This window comes from Blastococcus deserti, from assembly GCF_042682525.1.
In the GTDB taxonomy this organism is placed as follows: domain Bacteria; phylum Actinomycetota; class Actinomycetes; order Mycobacteriales; family Geodermatophilaceae; genus Blastococcus_B; species Blastococcus_B deserti.
Map to the genome: position 1 here is coordinate 108,483 of NZ_JBHUHP010000004.1, position 14,178 is coordinate 122,660.

13 protein-coding genes are annotated in these 14,178 nt (G+C 73.4%); 10 read left to right on the forward strand and 3 right to left on the reverse strand.

Annotated features, from left to right (window positions below):
* Positions 1-27: 27 nt before the first annotated feature.
* The gene (locus ACFSHS_RS05415; RefSeq protein ID WP_376872760.1) at positions 28-1,041 is read right to left on the reverse strand and encodes a tripartite tricarboxylate transporter substrate binding protein; all 1,014 of its coding nucleotides are present in this window, start codon (positions 1,039-1,041) and stop codon (positions 28-30) included.
* 138 nt (positions 1,042-1,179) lie between these two features.
* On the opposite strand from ACFSHS_RS05415, the gene ACFSHS_RS05420 reads away from it, so the two are divergent.
* The 10 genes from ACFSHS_RS05420 (at position 1,180) to ACFSHS_RS05465 (ending at position 12,623) form a co-directional block, all read left to right on the forward strand.
* Complete coding sequence (locus tag ACFSHS_RS05420; RefSeq protein ID WP_376872762.1) at positions 1,180-2,073, forward strand: LysR substrate-binding domain-containing protein; 894 nt, start codon at positions 1,180-1,182, stop codon at positions 2,071-2,073.
* Between the two features lie 155 nt (positions 2,074-2,228).
* A complete protein-coding gene (gene kdgD, locus ACFSHS_RS05425; RefSeq protein WP_376872765.1) occupies positions 2,229-3,143 on the forward strand; it encodes a 5-dehydro-4-deoxyglucarate dehydratase in 915 nt (304 codons plus the stop codon).
* A gap of 49 nt (positions 3,144-3,192) precedes the next feature.
* The gene (locus ACFSHS_RS05430; RefSeq protein WP_376872767.1) at positions 3,193-4,524 is read left to right on the forward strand and encodes an enolase C-terminal domain-like protein; all 1,332 of its coding nucleotides are present in this window, start codon (positions 3,193-3,195) and stop codon (positions 4,522-4,524) included.
* Between the two features lie 49 nt (positions 4,525-4,573).
* Positions 4,574-5,740, forward strand: coding sequence for an L-talarate/galactarate dehydratase (locus tag ACFSHS_RS05435; protein ID WP_376872769.1), 1,167 nt, complete (start codon positions 4,574-4,576; stop codon positions 5,738-5,740).
* Positions 5,741-5,791: 51 nt separating this feature from the next.
* The gene (locus ACFSHS_RS05440; protein ID WP_376872771.1) at positions 5,792-7,324 is read left to right on the forward strand and encodes an aldehyde dehydrogenase (NADP(+)); all 1,533 of its coding nucleotides are present in this window, start codon (positions 5,792-5,794) and stop codon (positions 7,322-7,324) included.
* The gene (locus tag ACFSHS_RS05445; RefSeq protein WP_376872773.1) at positions 7,317-8,177 is read left to right on the forward strand and encodes an ATP-grasp domain-containing protein; all 861 of its coding nucleotides are present in this window, start codon (positions 7,317-7,319) and stop codon (positions 8,175-8,177) included. Before ACFSHS_RS05440 ends, ACFSHS_RS05445 begins: the two co-directional genes overlap by 8 nt.
* Positions 8,174-9,103 carry an AEC family transporter gene (locus tag ACFSHS_RS05450; protein WP_376872776.1) on the forward strand — a complete coding sequence of 310 codons (930 nt, stop codon included), beginning with the start codon at positions 8,174-8,176 and terminating at the stop codon, positions 9,101-9,103. The genes ACFSHS_RS05445 and ACFSHS_RS05450 overlap by 4 nt, the downstream gene beginning before the upstream one ends.
* A gap of 11 nt (positions 9,104-9,114) precedes the next feature.
* Entirely contained in the window at positions 9,115-10,626 is a 1,512-nt protein-coding gene (mqo, locus tag ACFSHS_RS05455; protein WP_376872779.1) for a malate dehydrogenase (quinone), read from the forward strand.
* Positions 10,623-12,044 (forward strand): FAD-binding oxidoreductase, encoded by a 1,422-nt coding sequence (locus ACFSHS_RS05460; protein ID WP_376872781.1) that lies wholly within the window; start codon positions 10,623-10,625, stop codon positions 12,042-12,044. The genes mqo and ACFSHS_RS05460 overlap by 4 nt, the downstream gene beginning before the upstream one ends.
* A gap of 36 nt (positions 12,045-12,080) precedes the next feature.
* On the forward strand, positions 12,081-12,623 hold the full coding sequence (locus tag ACFSHS_RS05465) for an acyl-CoA thioesterase (RefSeq protein WP_376872783.1): 543 nt from the start codon (positions 12,081-12,083) through the stop codon (positions 12,621-12,623).
* A 37-nt stretch (positions 12,624-12,660) separates the two neighbouring features.
* On the opposite strand, the gene ACFSHS_RS05470 is transcribed toward ACFSHS_RS05465, so the two are convergent.
* Positions 12,661-12,933: a YciI-like protein gene (locus ACFSHS_RS05470; RefSeq protein WP_376872785.1), complete on the reverse strand. Its 273-nt coding sequence runs from the start codon at positions 12,931-12,933 to the stop codon at positions 12,661-12,663.
* A gap of 10 nt (positions 12,934-12,943) precedes the next feature.
* On the reverse strand, positions 12,944-14,164 hold the full coding sequence (locus tag ACFSHS_RS05475; RefSeq protein WP_376872788.1) for an MFS transporter: 1,221 nt from the start codon (positions 14,162-14,164) through the stop codon (positions 12,944-12,946).
* Positions 14,165-14,178 lie beyond the last annotated feature (14 nt).

Sequence of the window (14,178 nt, forward strand, 5' to 3'; positions counted from 1 at the left end):
GGGTGTGCGCCCCGTCGTGCGCAGGTGTCATGAGTCCTCGCCGAGCTGGATGTCGTACTCCTCGACGACGGCCCGGTACTTGTCGAGGTTGCTCGTCCACTCCTCGCGGAGCTCCTCGCCGTCGACTTCGTGCGGGGTGAGCTGGTTCTCCTCGTTGAACTGCTGGTAGGCCTCCGACTCGAACGCCGTCTGGAACGACTCGCGCAGGGTGTCGAGGACGTCGTCCGGCGTGCCCTTCGGCGCGAAGATCGCGCGGGCCTGCTGCACGGGCACGTCGTAGCCCTCCTCGACGGCGGTCGGGGTGTCCGGCAGGTAGCTCACCCGCTCCTCGGCGAAGGTGACGATCGGAGTGAGCTCGCCGGCCTCGATCTGCTCGATCGCCTCACCGAGCTGGATCGAGCCGACGTCCACCTGACCACCGAGCACCGCGGTGAGGGTAGGCGACCCGCCGTCGAAGGGGACCGCCGTGGCCTCGATGCCGGCCTGGTTGAAGAGCAGCTCCTGCGACAGCTGGCTGCCCGTGCCCACGCCCGTGGTGCCGAAGGTGATCGGGCGCCCGGCGTTGGCGAGGTCCTCGACGGTCTCGAAGCCCGACGAGGGTGCGGTGACGAGCACGTAGTCGTCGCGCGAGATGCCGGTGACGATCTCGTAGTCGGCGATGTCGGGGGCCTCGCCCTCGCCGACGGCGAGCGGGGTGATGTAGGCCAGGCTGCCGTTGTAGACCATCAGCGTGTGGCCGTCGGGCTCCTCGCCCGCCAGCTCCTGGGCGGCCAGGGCGCCGTTCGCGCCGGGCTTGTTCTCCACGGTCACCGGCACGCCGAGGTCGTCGGACACCTCGTCGGCGAGCGCGCGGGCGATCAGGTCGGTGCTGCCGCCCGGGTCCTGGCCCACGAGGATGGTGATCGGGTCGCCGCCCGGGAACTCCTCGCTGTCGGCCTCCGACCCGCCGCCGACGTTGCCGCCGCAGGCGGCGAGCGAGAGGGCCAGAGCGAGTCCGGCACCGGTCGTCGCCCAGCGGCGCGCACGGTGGTTGGTGGTCATGTCGTTCTCCTCTTCGAGCAGCTCTTCAGCTGGGTGGACCTTGTGAGTGGGGTCACGAAGCCCGGACGCAGCGGAGCGTAGGGAGCCGACGTCATGCGGGTCCAACTCCAATGAGGCATTGATTGATACCTTGACGGCATGGCGTTCACCTTGGAGCAACTCCGCGGTTTCGTGGCCGTCGCCGACGAGCTGCACTTCGGCCGCGCCGCCGCCCGGCTCAAGATGACGCAGCCGCCGCTGAGCCGCCAGATCCAGAAGCTCGAGCGCGTCGTCGGAGCGCAGCTCCTGGAGCGGGACAACCGCCGGGTGGCCCTCACCGCGGCCGGTCAGGTCTTCCTGGAAGAGGCCCGGCGGCTCCTGTCACTCGCCGACACCGCGCCCGAGCTCGCCCGCCGGGTGTCCTCCGGGTCGCGCGGCGTCGTGCGGATCGGGTTCACGGCCGCCTCGACCTACGGCACGCTGGGCCGGCTCATCGACGAGGTGGGCCGTGGGCTGCCGGACATCGACCTCGACCTGCAGGAGATGGTCACCCGGGAGCAGATCGCGGGGCTGCTCAACGAGGAGATCGACCTCGGCCTGGCCCGGCCCCCCTTCGACGCCGAGACGTTCGGCTCGCGCCTGCTGCTGCGTGAGGCGCTGCTGGTCGCGGTGCCCACCGGGCACCGGCTGCTGGACCTGGGGAGGGACGCGGTCGCGCGCGACCTGGCGACCGAGCCGGTGGTGATGCACTCGCCGACACGGGCGCGCTACTTCTACGACCTGGTGGTGAGCATGGTTCCCGCCGCCTCGGGCAACGCCGTGCACACCGTGAGCCAGGTCCTCACGATGCTGTGGCTGGTCGCCGCAGGACGGGGCATCGCCTTCGTCCCCGCCTCCGCGGCCCGCCTCGCCATCGAGGGCGTGCACTTCGTCCGCCTGGAGACGCCCGTCCCCGACCCGGTGGAGCTGCACCTGCTCTGGGTCCGCGAGTCGCGGAACCCGGCGCTCCGACGGGTCCTGGAGCTGCTGGCCCGGAGCGCCATCGCCTTCTGATCGGCGCGATGCCCGAAGTGCATCACGCGATGCGCAACAACTCTTGGACAGGCATCGTCGCATGTTTCTACGGTGACGCCGACCGCCGCTTGCGCCCCGGCCCGCCGCCGACGCGCTCGGACCCCGCTCGGACCTGTCGCCCCGAAGGAACCCCCGTGACGATCCTCCCTCCTGACGCCCTCGCCGACCGCCTGAAGAACGGCCTGCTCTCCTTCCCGGTCACCCACTTCGATGCCGACCTGCGGGTCGACGAGGCGCGCTACCGCGAGCACCTGGCCTGGCAGTCGAGCTTCGACGTGGCCGGGCTCTTCGCCGCCGGCGGCACGGGCGAGGGCTTCTCCCTGACCTCGCAGGAAATCGACCGGGTGGTCCGCATGGCGGTCGAGGAGGCCGGCAACCGGGTTCCGGTGCTCGCTCCCGCGACCGGCAGCACGGCGCAGGCCGTCGCCCAGGCGCAGGCGGCCCAGGAGGCCGGCGCCTCCGGGCTCCTGCTCTTCCCGCCGTACCTGACCGAGGCCAGCCAGGCGGGCCTCGTCGAGCACATCAGCGCCGTCTGCCGGTCCACCGACCTGGGCGTCATCGTCTACAGCCGTGCCAACGCCGTGCTGCGCGACACCACGGTGGCCGAGGTGGCCGACCGCAACCCGAACCTGATCGGGCTCAAGGACGGCGTCGGCGACATCGAGCAGATGACCCGGACCTACGCCAAGGTGGGGGACCGGCTGATCTACGTGGGTGGCCTGCCGACGGCCGAGACGTTCGCCCTGCCGCTGCTGCAGCTGGGGGTGAGCACCTACTCCTCGGCGCTGTACAACTTCCTGCCCGAGTTCGCCCTCCGGTTCTACGCGGCGGTCCGGGCCCAGGACCGGGCGGCGGTCTACCAGATGCTCAACGATTTCGTGATCCCCTACCTCGACATCCGCGACCGCGCCAAGGGGTACGCGGTCTCGATCGTCAAGGCCGGGCTGACCGCCGTCGGTCGCGACGGCGGCCGCGTGCGCCCGCCGCTGACCGACCTGACCGAGGCCGAGCTCGCCGAGCTCACCACTCTGGTGGACAAGGTCTCCTGACCCGCCGGACGACAGATCCCGGAACGCCCGGACCCACCTGGAGGACCGCATGACCGGCCGGACGCCCACCGTCGCAACCGTCGAGGTCGTGCCCGTCGCGGGGCACGACAGCATGCTGCTGAACCTCAGCGGCGCGCACGGGCCCTTCTTCACCCGCAACGTCGCGATCGTCACCGACTCCGAGGGGCGCGTCGGGTTGGGGGAGGTGCCGGGGGGCGAGGCCATCCGCCGCACCATCGAGGACGCCGGCGCGCTGCTCGCGGGACAGCCGGTGGCGCACTACGGCCGGCTGCTGCGCTCGGTCTCGGCGACCTTCGCCGACCGGGACGCCGGCGGCCGCGGCCTGCAGACCTTCGACCTGCGGACGACGATCCACGCCGTCACCGCGCTGGAGTCCGCGCTGCTCGACCTGCTCGGCCAGCACCTCGGCGTCCCCGTCGCGGAGCTGCTCGGCGAGGGCCAGCAGCGCGACACCGTCCCGATGCTGGGCTACCTGTTCTACGTCGGGGACCGGACCGCAACCGACCTGCCCTACCTCGCCGAGGCCCACCCGGCCGACGACTGGGAACGGCTGCGCCGCGAGCCCGCCCTCACGCCCGAGGCCGTGGTGTCCCTGGCCGAGGCCGCCCAGGCCCGCTACGGGTTCAGCGACTTCAAGCTCAAGGGCGGCGTCCTGCCCGGGGAGCAGGAGGTCGCGGCCGTGACGGCCCTGGCCGAGCGGTTCCCCGACGCGCGGATCACGCTCGACCCCAACGGTGGCTGGCTGCTGGCCGACGCGATCGAGCTGTGCCGGGGACTGGGCCATGTGCTCGCCTACGCCGAGGACCCGGTCGGCCCGGAAGGGGGCTACTCCGGTCGCGAGACCATGGCCGAGTTCCGCCGCGCCACCGGCCTGCCGACGGCGACCAACATGATCGCCACCGACTGGCGGCAGATGGCGCACGCGGTCCGCTCGAACGCCGTCGACATCCCGCTGGCCGATCCGCACTTCTGGACGATGCGCGGCTCGGTCCGCGTCGCGCAGCTGTGCCACGACTTCGGCTTGACGTGGGGATCGCACTCGAACAACCACTTCGACATCTCCCTGGCGATGTTCACCCAGGTCGGCGCCGCCGCACCGGGTGCCATCACCGCCCTGGACACGCACTGGATCTGGCAGGACGGGCAGCCGCTCACCCGGTCCCCGCTGCAGATCAAGGACGGCGCGATCGCGGTGCCCACCGCGCCCGGCCTCGGCGTCGAGCTCGACCGGGACGCCCTCGACGCGGCCCACCAGCTCTACCTCGAGCACGGCCTGGGCGCCCGCGACGACGCCGTCGCGATGCAGTACCTCGTGCCCGGCTGGCAGTTCGACCCCAAGCGCCCCTGCCTCGTCCGCTGAGCCCCGTCCGATGAGCCCGTCCGCTGACCCGACCCCTCCTGGAGGAACCATGACGACGACTGCGGCCCCGCTCACGGCGGCACCGGCGGTGCTCGACCGGATCGAGTCGGTGACGCTCTCCTCGGTGACGCTGCCCCTGCCCAACCCCATCAGCGACGCCAAGGTCTTCACCGGCCGCCAGCGGCCCATGAGCGAGGTCGCCTTCCTCTTCGCCGAGATCCGCACGGAGGCCGGGTTCGAGGGCCTCGGGTTCGGCTACTCGAAGCGGGCAGGCGGGCCCGCGCAGTTCGCGCACGCCCGGGAGATCGCCGCCGACGTGATCGGCGAGGACCCGAACGACATCGCCCGGCTGTGGACCAAGCTCGTCTGGGCCGGGGCGTCCGTGGGCCGCAGCGGCGCCTCGACGCAGGCGATCGCCGCCATCGACGTCGCGCTCTGGGACCTCAAGGCCAAGCGGGCCGGCCTGCCGCTGGCCAAGCTGCTGGGCGCCCACCGGGACTCGGTGCGCTGCTACAACACCTCGGGCGGGTTCCTGCACGAGTCGATCGAGCAGGTCAAGGAGAACGCGACCCGGACGCTGGAGAGCGGCGTCGGCGGGATCAAGATCAAGGTGGGCCTCCCGGACTCCGCCGAGGACCTCCGCCGGGTGCGTGCCGTGCGCGAGCACCTCGGCGACGGCGTGCCGTTCATGGTGGACGCCAACCAGCAGTGGGACCGCCCCACCGCCATGCGGGTCAGCCGCCGGCTGGAGGAGTTCGACCTGGTCTGGATCGAGGAGCCGCTGGACGCCTACGACGCCGAGGGCCACGCCGAGCTGGCCCGCTCCCTGGACACCGCCGTGGCCACCGGCGAGATGCTCACCAGCGTGGCCGAGCACTACGAACTGATCCGGCAGCGCTCGGTCGACATCATCCAGCCTGACGCCCCGCGGATCGGCGGCATCACCCAGTTCCTCAAGCTGGCGGCACTGGCCGACCACGCCAACCTGCAGCTGGCCCCGCACTTCGCCATGGAGATCCACGTCCACCTGGCCGCGGCGTATCCGCACGAGCCGTGGGTGGAACACTTCGACTGGTTGCACCCGCTGTTCAACGAGCGGCTGGAGACGCGCGACGGCCGGATGCACCTGTCCGACCGCCCGGGCCTGGGTGTCACTCTTACCGAGCAGGCTCGCGCCTGGACGGTCGACAGCGTCCGCATCGACGCGCCCCGCTAGTCGCTCGCCCGACCCTGCCGACCCGGACCACCCGCACCCCTGGAGGACCCCATGGCCACACCCCCCGCCCGCGACGTCGTCAGCATCGATCCGCGCACCGGGGAGGCGGTCGAGGTGGTCGCGCAGGAGACCACCTCCGCCGAGGTCGACCGCCTGTGCGCGGCCGCGCTCGCTGCCGCCCCCGCGCTCGACGGGATGGGCCGCGCCGGCCGCGCCGCCCTGCTCCGGGCGCTGGCCGACGCGCTGGAGGCCCGGCGTGAGGACGTCGTCGCGACGGCCGACCGGGAGACCGCTCTGGGCGGGACGCGGCTCAACGGAGAGCTGACCCGCACCTGCTACCAGTTGCGGCTCTTCGGGGAGGTGATCGAGGAGGGCAGCTACCTCGAGGCGACGATCGACCATCCCGGGGACACGCCCATGGGCCCGCGGCCGGACCTGCGCCGCATGCTCGTGCCGATCGGCCCGGTGGCCGTGTTCGGGGCGAGCAACTTCCCGCTGGCGTTCTCCGTACCCGGTGGTGACACGGCCTCGGCACTGGCGGCCGGCAACCCGGTGATCGTCAAGGCGCACGGCTCGCACCCCGCGACCTCGCAGCTGTGCTTCGAGATCATGTCGGCGGCGGCGCGGGAGGCCGGCGCTCCCGACGGCACCCTCGGCATCGTGCACGGCGTGCAGGCCGGCGCCGACCTGGTGGCCCATCCCGCGATCCGGGCCGTCGGCTTCACCGGCTCGGTCAACGGCGGGAAGGCCCTCCTGGAGATCATCGAGCGCCGCCCCGACCCGGTGCCGTTCTTCGGCGAGCTCAGCAGCCTCAACCCGGTCGTGGTCACTCCGCAGGCCGCCGCCGAGCGCGGCGCCCAGCTGGGCCGCGAGCTCGTCGGCTCCTTCACCCTCGGAGCCGGCCAGTTCTGCACCAAGCCCGGCCTGGCGTTCGTCCCCGCAGGCCCCGAGGGGGACGCCGTCCTCGACGCCATGGCGGAAGCCGTGCGTGCCACCGACGCGCCGGTCCTGCTCAACGAGGGCATCGCCACGTCCTACAGCCGGATCTCCGGGGGCCTGGCCGAGCTGCCCGGCGTCTCGACGGTCGCGCGCGGGGGCGAGCCGCAGGAATCCGGCTTCCGGGCGACGCCGCTGCTGCTGGAGACCTCGGCGGCGGACATGCCCCACGAGGTGACCGAGGAGTGCTTCGGCCCGGTGTCGGTCGTGGCCCGCTACGACGACGAGAAGACGCTGTTCGCCGCCCTGGAGGCGATGCCGTCCTCGCTCACGGCGACGGTCCTGCGTGGCGAGGGGGAGACCGAGCTGCCGCTGGCGGTCTCGCAGGAGCTGCGCACCCGTGCCGGGCGCCTGGTCTACGACGCCTATCCGACCGGGGTCGCGGTCAGCTGGGCCCAGCACCACGGCGGTCCGTGGCCTTCCACCAACTCCCAGCACACCTCGGTCGGCACGACCGCGATCCGCCGCTTCCTGCGACCGGTCAGCTGGCAGGGCGCGCCGCAGGAGGTCCTCCCCGAGGAGCTGCGCGACGACTACCGCGGCATCCCGCGGCGGATCGACGGGAAGTTGCAGCTGCCCGGTGAGTGAGCGGGTCGCTCTGGTCGGCTCCGAGCGGGGGCTCCGGGTCGACCCCGACCTGCCGTTGGCCGGCACGGCCCTGCGGCAGGCCGGCTATGCGGTCGACCTCGTCCGCTGGGACGACTCGACCGTCGACTGGGACGCCTACGACCTCGCCGTCGTGCGGTCCTGCTGGGACTACGCCTGGCGGCTCGACGAGTTCCTGAGCTGGGCCGGGTCGGTGCCGCGGCTGCGCAACACCGCCGAGGTGCTCCGCTGGAACACCGACAAGTCCTACCTCCGCGACCTCGAGCGGGTGGGCCTCCCGGTGGTCCCGACGGTGTGGGACCCGGTCCGGGGCGAGGAGCTCCCCGACGCGGCCGAGTGGGTGGTCAAGCCGTCGGTCTCGGCCGGCTCCCGGGACACCGCCCGGTGGTCGGAGCCCGCCGCGGCGCTCGCCCACGTGGCCCAGCTGGTCCTGGCCGGGCGCACCGCGATGCTGCAGCCCTACCTCGCCAGCGTGGACGACGAGGGCGAGACCGCCATGCTCTTCATCGGCGGCCGGTTCTCCCACGCCGTCCGCAAGGGGCCGCTGCTCGCCCGCGGGGAAGGGGTTCGCCAGGACCGCGACAGCCGCGGGGACCTGACCCGGGCCCGGCCGACGGCGGCCCAGCGGGAGGTCGCCGAGGCGGTGTTCGCCGCCATCGGAGAGCTCGTGCCGGGCGCCGCGCCGCTGTACGCGCGGATCGACCTGGTGCACGACGACGCCGGGCGGCCGGTCGTCCTGGAGCTGGAGCTGACCGAGCCCAGCCTCTTCCTCCCGCAGGTCCCCGAGGCGGCGTCCTCCCTGGCGGGTGCGGTGGAGGCGGAACTCTCCAGGTGACCGGGGTGCTCGGCGGTTTCGCGGCCCTGGCCGCGGTGATCGCGGTCGGCTGGGTCGTCGGCCGCACCGGCGTCCTGGGCGCCGACGCGCCCGCCATCCTGTCCCGTCTGTCGTTCTTCGTGGCCACCCCGGCGCTGCTCTTCCTCACCCTGGGCGGGGCCGACACCACGGCGGTCCTGTCGGTCGCGCTCGTCGGGACCGCGGGGAGCGCGGTGCTGACCGCGCTGCTCTACGCCGCCCTGGCCTGGTGGCGCTGGCGGCTGCCGGCCGCGCAGCTGACGACCGGGGCGCTGGCCACGTCCTACGTCAATGCCGGCAACCTGGGCATCCCGGTGTCGGTGTACATCCTGGGCGACGCCTCCTACGTGGCGCCGGTGCTGCTGTTCCAGGTGCTGGTCATGGCGCCGATCGGGCTGGCGGTGCTGGCCGGCTCCCGCACCGGCGACCAGGCGGCGCCCACGTGGCGGCAGCTGCTCGCCCAGCCGCTGCGGACGCCGGTGGTGATCGGCTGCGCGCTCGGCCTGCTCCTGTCCGCGAGCGCAGTGGACCTCCCCGCGGCCGTCCTGGAGCCGGTCGAGCTCGTCGCCGCCCTGGCGGTGCCCGCCGCGCTGCTGGCCTACGGCATGACGCTGCACGGCGCGCCACGGCCGGCCGCGGGGGAGCTGGCGGGGCAGGTCTGGCTCGCCGTCGTGCTGAAGAACCTCGCCATGCCGGCCATCGCGTACGCGCTCGGGCGCTGGGTGGCCGGTCTGGAGGGCATCGCCCTGCTCGGGGTCGTGGTCACGTCGGCCCTGCCCACGGCCCAGAACGTGTTCGTCTACGCCGCCACCTACGACCGCGGGACGCTGCTGGCCCGCGACGTCATCCTGCTGAGCACCGTGCTGTCCGTCCCGGTCCTGGTCGGCATCGCCCTGCTGCTCGGCTGAGAGGAGAAACCGTGTCCGTGATCCCGGTGGAGGACCACGACGCCGTCCTCGTCGGCGGCGGGGTCATGAGCGCCACCCTCGGCACGCTGATCGGCGAGCTCGAGCCGGACTGGCGGATCGCCGTCGTGGAACGACTCGAGCAGGCGGGGCTGGAGAGCTCGAACGCCTGGAACAACGCCGGCACGGGCCATGCCGGGCTGTGCGAGTTCAACTACACACCGCGGCGGGGCGACGGGTCCGTCGACGGAACGCGGGCCGTGGAGATCGGCGAGCAGTTCGCCACCTCTCTCGTCCTCTGGGCGCACCTCGTCGAGCGCGGCGTCCTCGGTGACCCGGAGGACTTCCTCCACGCCGTGCCCCACATGGGCTTCGGCCGGGGTCCCGAGGGGGTCGCCCACCTGCGGGCGCGGTGGGCGGCCCTGCGCGGCCACCCGCTCTTCTCCGACCTGGAGTACAGCGAGGACAGGGAGGTCCTCGCCGGCTGGCTGCCGCTGATGTTCGGCGCCCGGCCGGACGGCGAGCCGGTCGCCGTGACGCGCTCGGCCCAGGGCACCGACGTCGACTTCGGTGTGCTGGCGCGCCGCATGCTCACGGCCCTCCGGGCCCGGGGCGCCGCCGTGCGGACCGGCCACGAGGTGACCTCGCTGAGCCGGCAGGGTGGGGCGTGGCACGTGGACGTCCGGGACCGGCGCACCGGGGTGCGGAGCCGCCTGCGGGCGCCGTACGTGTTCGTCGGTGCGGGCGGTGGCACGCTGCCGTTGCTGCAGCGCGCGGGGGTGCCGGAGGTCCGCCGCTACGGGGCCTTCCCGATCAGCGGGCAGTTCCTCCGGACGTCGCGGCCCGAGCTGCTGGCCGCCCACCACGCCAAGGTGTACGGCCACGCGGCGCCGGGGGCCCCGAGCATCTCCGTGCCGCACCTGGACCACCGGACCGTGGAGGGTCAGGAGCACCTGCTCTTCGGTCCCTTCGCGGCCTTCTCCCCGCGCTTCCTCCGGGCGGGACGGCTCACCGACCTGCTCCGGTCCGTGCGTCCGGGCAACCTGCCGGTGCTGGCGGCGTCGGCCCGGGACAACCGCTCGCTCATGGCCTACCTGGTGGGGCAGCTTGCCCAGTCGCAGCGGGCACGGCTGGCCGCCTTGGGCGGCTTCGTCCCCGAGGTGCGGGCGGAGGACTGGGAACTCGTGACCGCCGGGCAGCGCGTGCAGGTGCTCAAGATCGCCGGGGGTCGGGGCGCGATGGTCGGCTTCGGCACCGAGATCGTCACGTCCGCCGGCGGAACGCTGGCCGCCCTCCTCGGCGCCTCCCCGGGCGCCTCGACGGCGGCGTCGGCGATGGTCGACGTCCTGGCGGCGAGCTTTCCCGACCGGATGGCGGAGTGGACGCCGCGACTGCGGGAGATCGCCCCGCCCACCGCCGACCTCGCGCGCCTGGAGCGCGACGACCTGCTGGCGCGCACGGCCGCCGCGCGCAGGGTCCTGCGCCTGGACCCGCCGCACCCCACCCACCGGGAGGACACCGCATGACCGCCGCCGACGTACCCGCCCTGCTGCGGGAGACCGTGGGGGAGGGCGCCCTGATCACCGATCCGGCCGGGATGGGCAGCTACCTGACCGACTGGCGCAACGCCTGGTCCGGCGCCGCCGCGGCCGTCGTGCGACCGGGCAGCACGGAGGAGGTGGCCGCCGTCGTCCGTGCCTGCCGCACGGCGGGGGTCGCGGTGGTGCCGCAGGGCGGCAACACGGGGCTGTGCGGCGGGTCGATGCCCGACTCCTCCGGCCGGCAGGTGGTGCTCTCGCTGGACCGGATGCGGCGGATCCGCGGGGTGGACCCGGTCGACCTGACGATCACGGCCGAGGCGGGCGTGGTGCTCCGGTCGGTGCAGCAGGCGGCTGCCGCCGAGGGGTGCCTGTTCCCCCTCTCCCTGGGCTCCGAGGCCAGCTGCACGATCGGTGGCAACCTGGCGACGAACGCCGGCGGGACGGGGGTGCTCCGCTACGGGAACATGCGGGACCTCACGCTCGGGCTGGAGGTGGTCCTGCCCGACGGCCGGATCTGGAACGGCCTCCGCGCGCTCCGGAAGGACAACACCGGCTACGACCTCAAGCAGCTGTTCGTCGGGGCGGAGGGCACGCTCGGCGTCATCACCGCCGCGGTGCTGAAGCTGTTCCCGGCCGTGCGGAGCCGGGCGACGGCCTGGGTGGCGCTGCCGTCGCCGCAGGCGGCCGTGGACCTGATCGGGGTGGTCCGGGCGCTGTGCGGTGACCGGCTGACCGGCTTCGAGGTGATGTCGCGTCAGAGCGTCGACTTCGTCCTGCGCCACCAGGCCGGCGCCCGTGACCTCTTCGCCGACGTCCACCCGTGGTACGCGCTCGTCGAGCTCAGCGACACGCTGCCGGACGCCGGTCTCGACGGGCTGCTCGAGGCCGGCCTGGCCGAGGCGTTCGAGCGGGAGGTGGCGGCCGACGCGGTCGTGGCGTCCGGCTCGGCGCAGGTGGCCGCCCTGTGGGCCCTGCGCGAGGGCATCTCCGAGGCGCAGAACTTCGAGGGGCCGAGCCTCAAGCACGACGTCACGGTGCCGGTGAGCAGCATCCCCGCGTTCGTCGAGCGGACCGACCGCGCGCTGCAGGCCGCCCTGCCGGGCATCCGCATCGTCACCTACGGCCACATCGGCGACGGCAACCTGCACTACAACCTCAGCAAGCCCGCCGGCAGCGACGACGCCGCATTCCGGGCCATGGCGGGTGAGCTCGCGCGCGTCGTCTACGACTCGACCAGCAGCTTCGACGGCAGCATCAGCGCCGAGCACGGGCTGGGCCAGTCCAAGCGCGACGTGATCGCCGACTACAAGGACGGCCTCGAGCTCGAGCTGATGCGCGGGATCAAGCGACTGCTCGATCCGCCGGGGCTGATGAACCCGGGAAAGGTGCTCCCGTCGGCCTGAGAATTCCGCTCAGGAGCGATCGAGGAGGAAGGCGACATGGGCCCGAACGACACGCCGTCCCCGGAGAACACGTCCCCGGACGATCGGCACCGGCTGTCGATGACCATCCTGATGACGCCCGACATGTCGAACTTCGCGGGCAACGTCCACGGCGGCACCCTGCTGAAGTACCTCGACCAGGTGGCCTACACCTGTGCGACCCGCTACGCGCGGAACTACGCCGTGACACTGTCGGTCGACCGGGTCGTCTTCCGCGAACCCATCCACGTCGGCGAACTGGTCACCTTCCAGGCGTCGGTCAACCACACGGGTCGGACGTCGCTCGAGATCGGTGTCCGGGTGACCACGCAGGACCTGGTCCGGCAGACGGTCCGGCACACCAACAGCTGCTACTTCACGATGGTGGCCGTCGGACCGGACGGGAAGTCCGTCCCCGTCCCGCCCTGGGAACCGCGGACGGCCGAGGAGCGGCGCCGGCACGCGGCGGCGGTACGTCGTCGGCAGCTGCGACGGGAGATCGAGCGCGTGACGACCGAGATCAGGGCGTCCGCGGCCCCGGAGGAGGCCGCTCCGACCTGACCGGCCGACCGCTCCGACCGGCCGCCGCTCCGGCCGGTCAGCCGCCGACGACGACGTTCCAGGGGCGGATCGTCCAGCCGGTGACCAGGCCGTGCGTCACGTAGGGGTCACGGGCCACGAAGTCCTCGACGACCTCGCGGAGGGCCGTCCACACCAGCAGCGACCGGTCGTAGGGATCGGGCATCGCCCCGGCGAGCAGCAGCTCGCCGCGCTCGTGAGCGGTCTGCAGCAGCGCGAGGTGCTCGTCGCGCAGCGCCGTCCGGCGGTCGAGGTAGTCGTCGGCCAGGGAGTACTCGAGCACGAGGTGCATGCCGTCACTCTCACACGGCGGTGCGAGCGCCCGCGACACGCCCGCCGAGGACGCCGCCCAGCAGGAGGGCGCCGAGCCCGGCGACCACCACGGCGAGCAGCGCCACCCGGAGGCTGGTGGCGTCGGCGAGGACGCCGATCAGCGGCGGAGACAGCAGGAACCCGATGCGCAGCAGCCAGTTGATGACCGCCAGGCCGGTGCCGCGCCGCAGCCCGGGCAGCTCGTCGGCGGCGTGGTAGACGGCCGGGACCAGCGTGGCGACGCCCAGGCCGGCCAGGGCGAAACCGACCAGGGTCGACGCGATCGAGGGGACGGCCAGGGCCAGGCCCATGCCGCCGGCGATCAGGGCCCCGCCGACCTGGACGACCCGGCGCTGCCCGAACCGGTCCACGACGCGGTCGCCGGTGAGCCGGCCGACGGTCATGGCGCCCTGCAGGGCGACGAAGCCCAGCCCGGCGGTCGCTGCCCCGGCCGCGAGCTCGGTGCGCAGGTAGAGCGCGCTCCACGAGGCGCCGGCGTCCTCCACGAAGGCCCCGCAGGTGGCCAGCACGCCCAGGGCGGCCAGCGCGAGGACGGCGGTCCGCGCCCCGTTCCGGGGCTCGGCCGGCACCCCGTCGGCGCCGTTCTCCGACTCCTCGCGGTCGGCGTCGTCGTGCCCGGGGAGCATGGCGCGGAAGGCGAGCAGAGCCAGGGCGCCGAACACCACCGCGGTGACGCCCAGCTGGACGCCGAGCGGAACCCCCAGACCGGCGGCGGCCGACCCGAGCAGGCCGCCGCTCACCGCCCCGATGCTCCAGAGGCCGTGGAAGCCGTTGAGGATCGAGCGACCGTAGAGCCGCTGGACCCGGAGGCCGTGCGCGTTCTGGGCCACGTCGATCACCGCGTCCAGCCCCCCTGCCAGCAGGAGGATCGCAGCCAGCGCGGGCCAGTTGGGTGCGACCGCCACGCCCGAGAGCAGGACCCCCAGCAGCACCAGCCCGCCGGTGGCCACCCGGGCGGAGGTGAAGCGGCGGATCAGCGCCGCCGAGAAGAGTCCGGCCACGAGCGCCCCCAGGGGAACCGCGGCCAGCGCCGCGCCCAGGGAGCTGTTGCTCAGGCCGAGCTCGGCCTTGATCTCCGGGAGGCGCGGGACGAGCCCGGCGTAGAAGACGGCGTTCAGGAAGAAGCACAGGGCGACGGCGAGGCGGGCGGAGCGCAACGCGGTCGAGGGAGGGGCGAGGTCGGAGGGCATCCCGGCGTCCTGTC

Bases quoted from the DNA above. Each gene is read 5' to 3' on its own strand.
- ACFSHS_RS05460 (WP_376872781.1), top strand. From the start codon at position 10,623: ATGACCGCCGCCGACGTACCCGCCCTGCTGCGGGAGACCGTGGGGGAG.
- ACFSHS_RS05470 (WP_376872785.1), bottom strand. From the start codon at position 12,933: ATGCACCTCGTGCTCGAGTACTCCCTGGCCGACGACTACCTCGACCGC.
- ACFSHS_RS05430 (WP_376872767.1), top strand. From the start codon at position 3,193: ATGACCGGCCGGACGCCCACCGTCGCAACCGTCGAGGTCGTGCCCGTC.
- ACFSHS_RS05465 (WP_376872783.1), top strand. From the start codon at position 12,081: ATGGGCCCGAACGACACGCCGTCCCCGGAGAACACGTCCCCGGACGAT.
- ACFSHS_RS05435 (WP_376872769.1), top strand. From the start codon at position 4,574: ATGACGACGACTGCGGCCCCGCTCACGGCGGCACCGGCGGTGCTCGAC.
- ACFSHS_RS05415 (WP_376872760.1), bottom strand. From the start codon at position 1,041: ATGACCACCAACCACCGTGCGCGCCGCTGGGCGACGACCGGTGCCGGA.
- ACFSHS_RS05440 (WP_376872771.1), top strand. From the start codon at position 5,792: ATGGCCACACCCCCCGCCCGCGACGTCGTCAGCATCGATCCGCGCACC.
- ACFSHS_RS05475 (WP_376872788.1), bottom strand. From the start codon at position 14,164: ATGCCCTCCGACCTCGCCCCTCCCTCGACCGCGTTGCGCTCCGCCCGC.
- ACFSHS_RS05420 (WP_376872762.1), top strand. From the start codon at position 1,180: ATGGCGTTCACCTTGGAGCAACTCCGCGGTTTCGTGGCCGTCGCCGAC.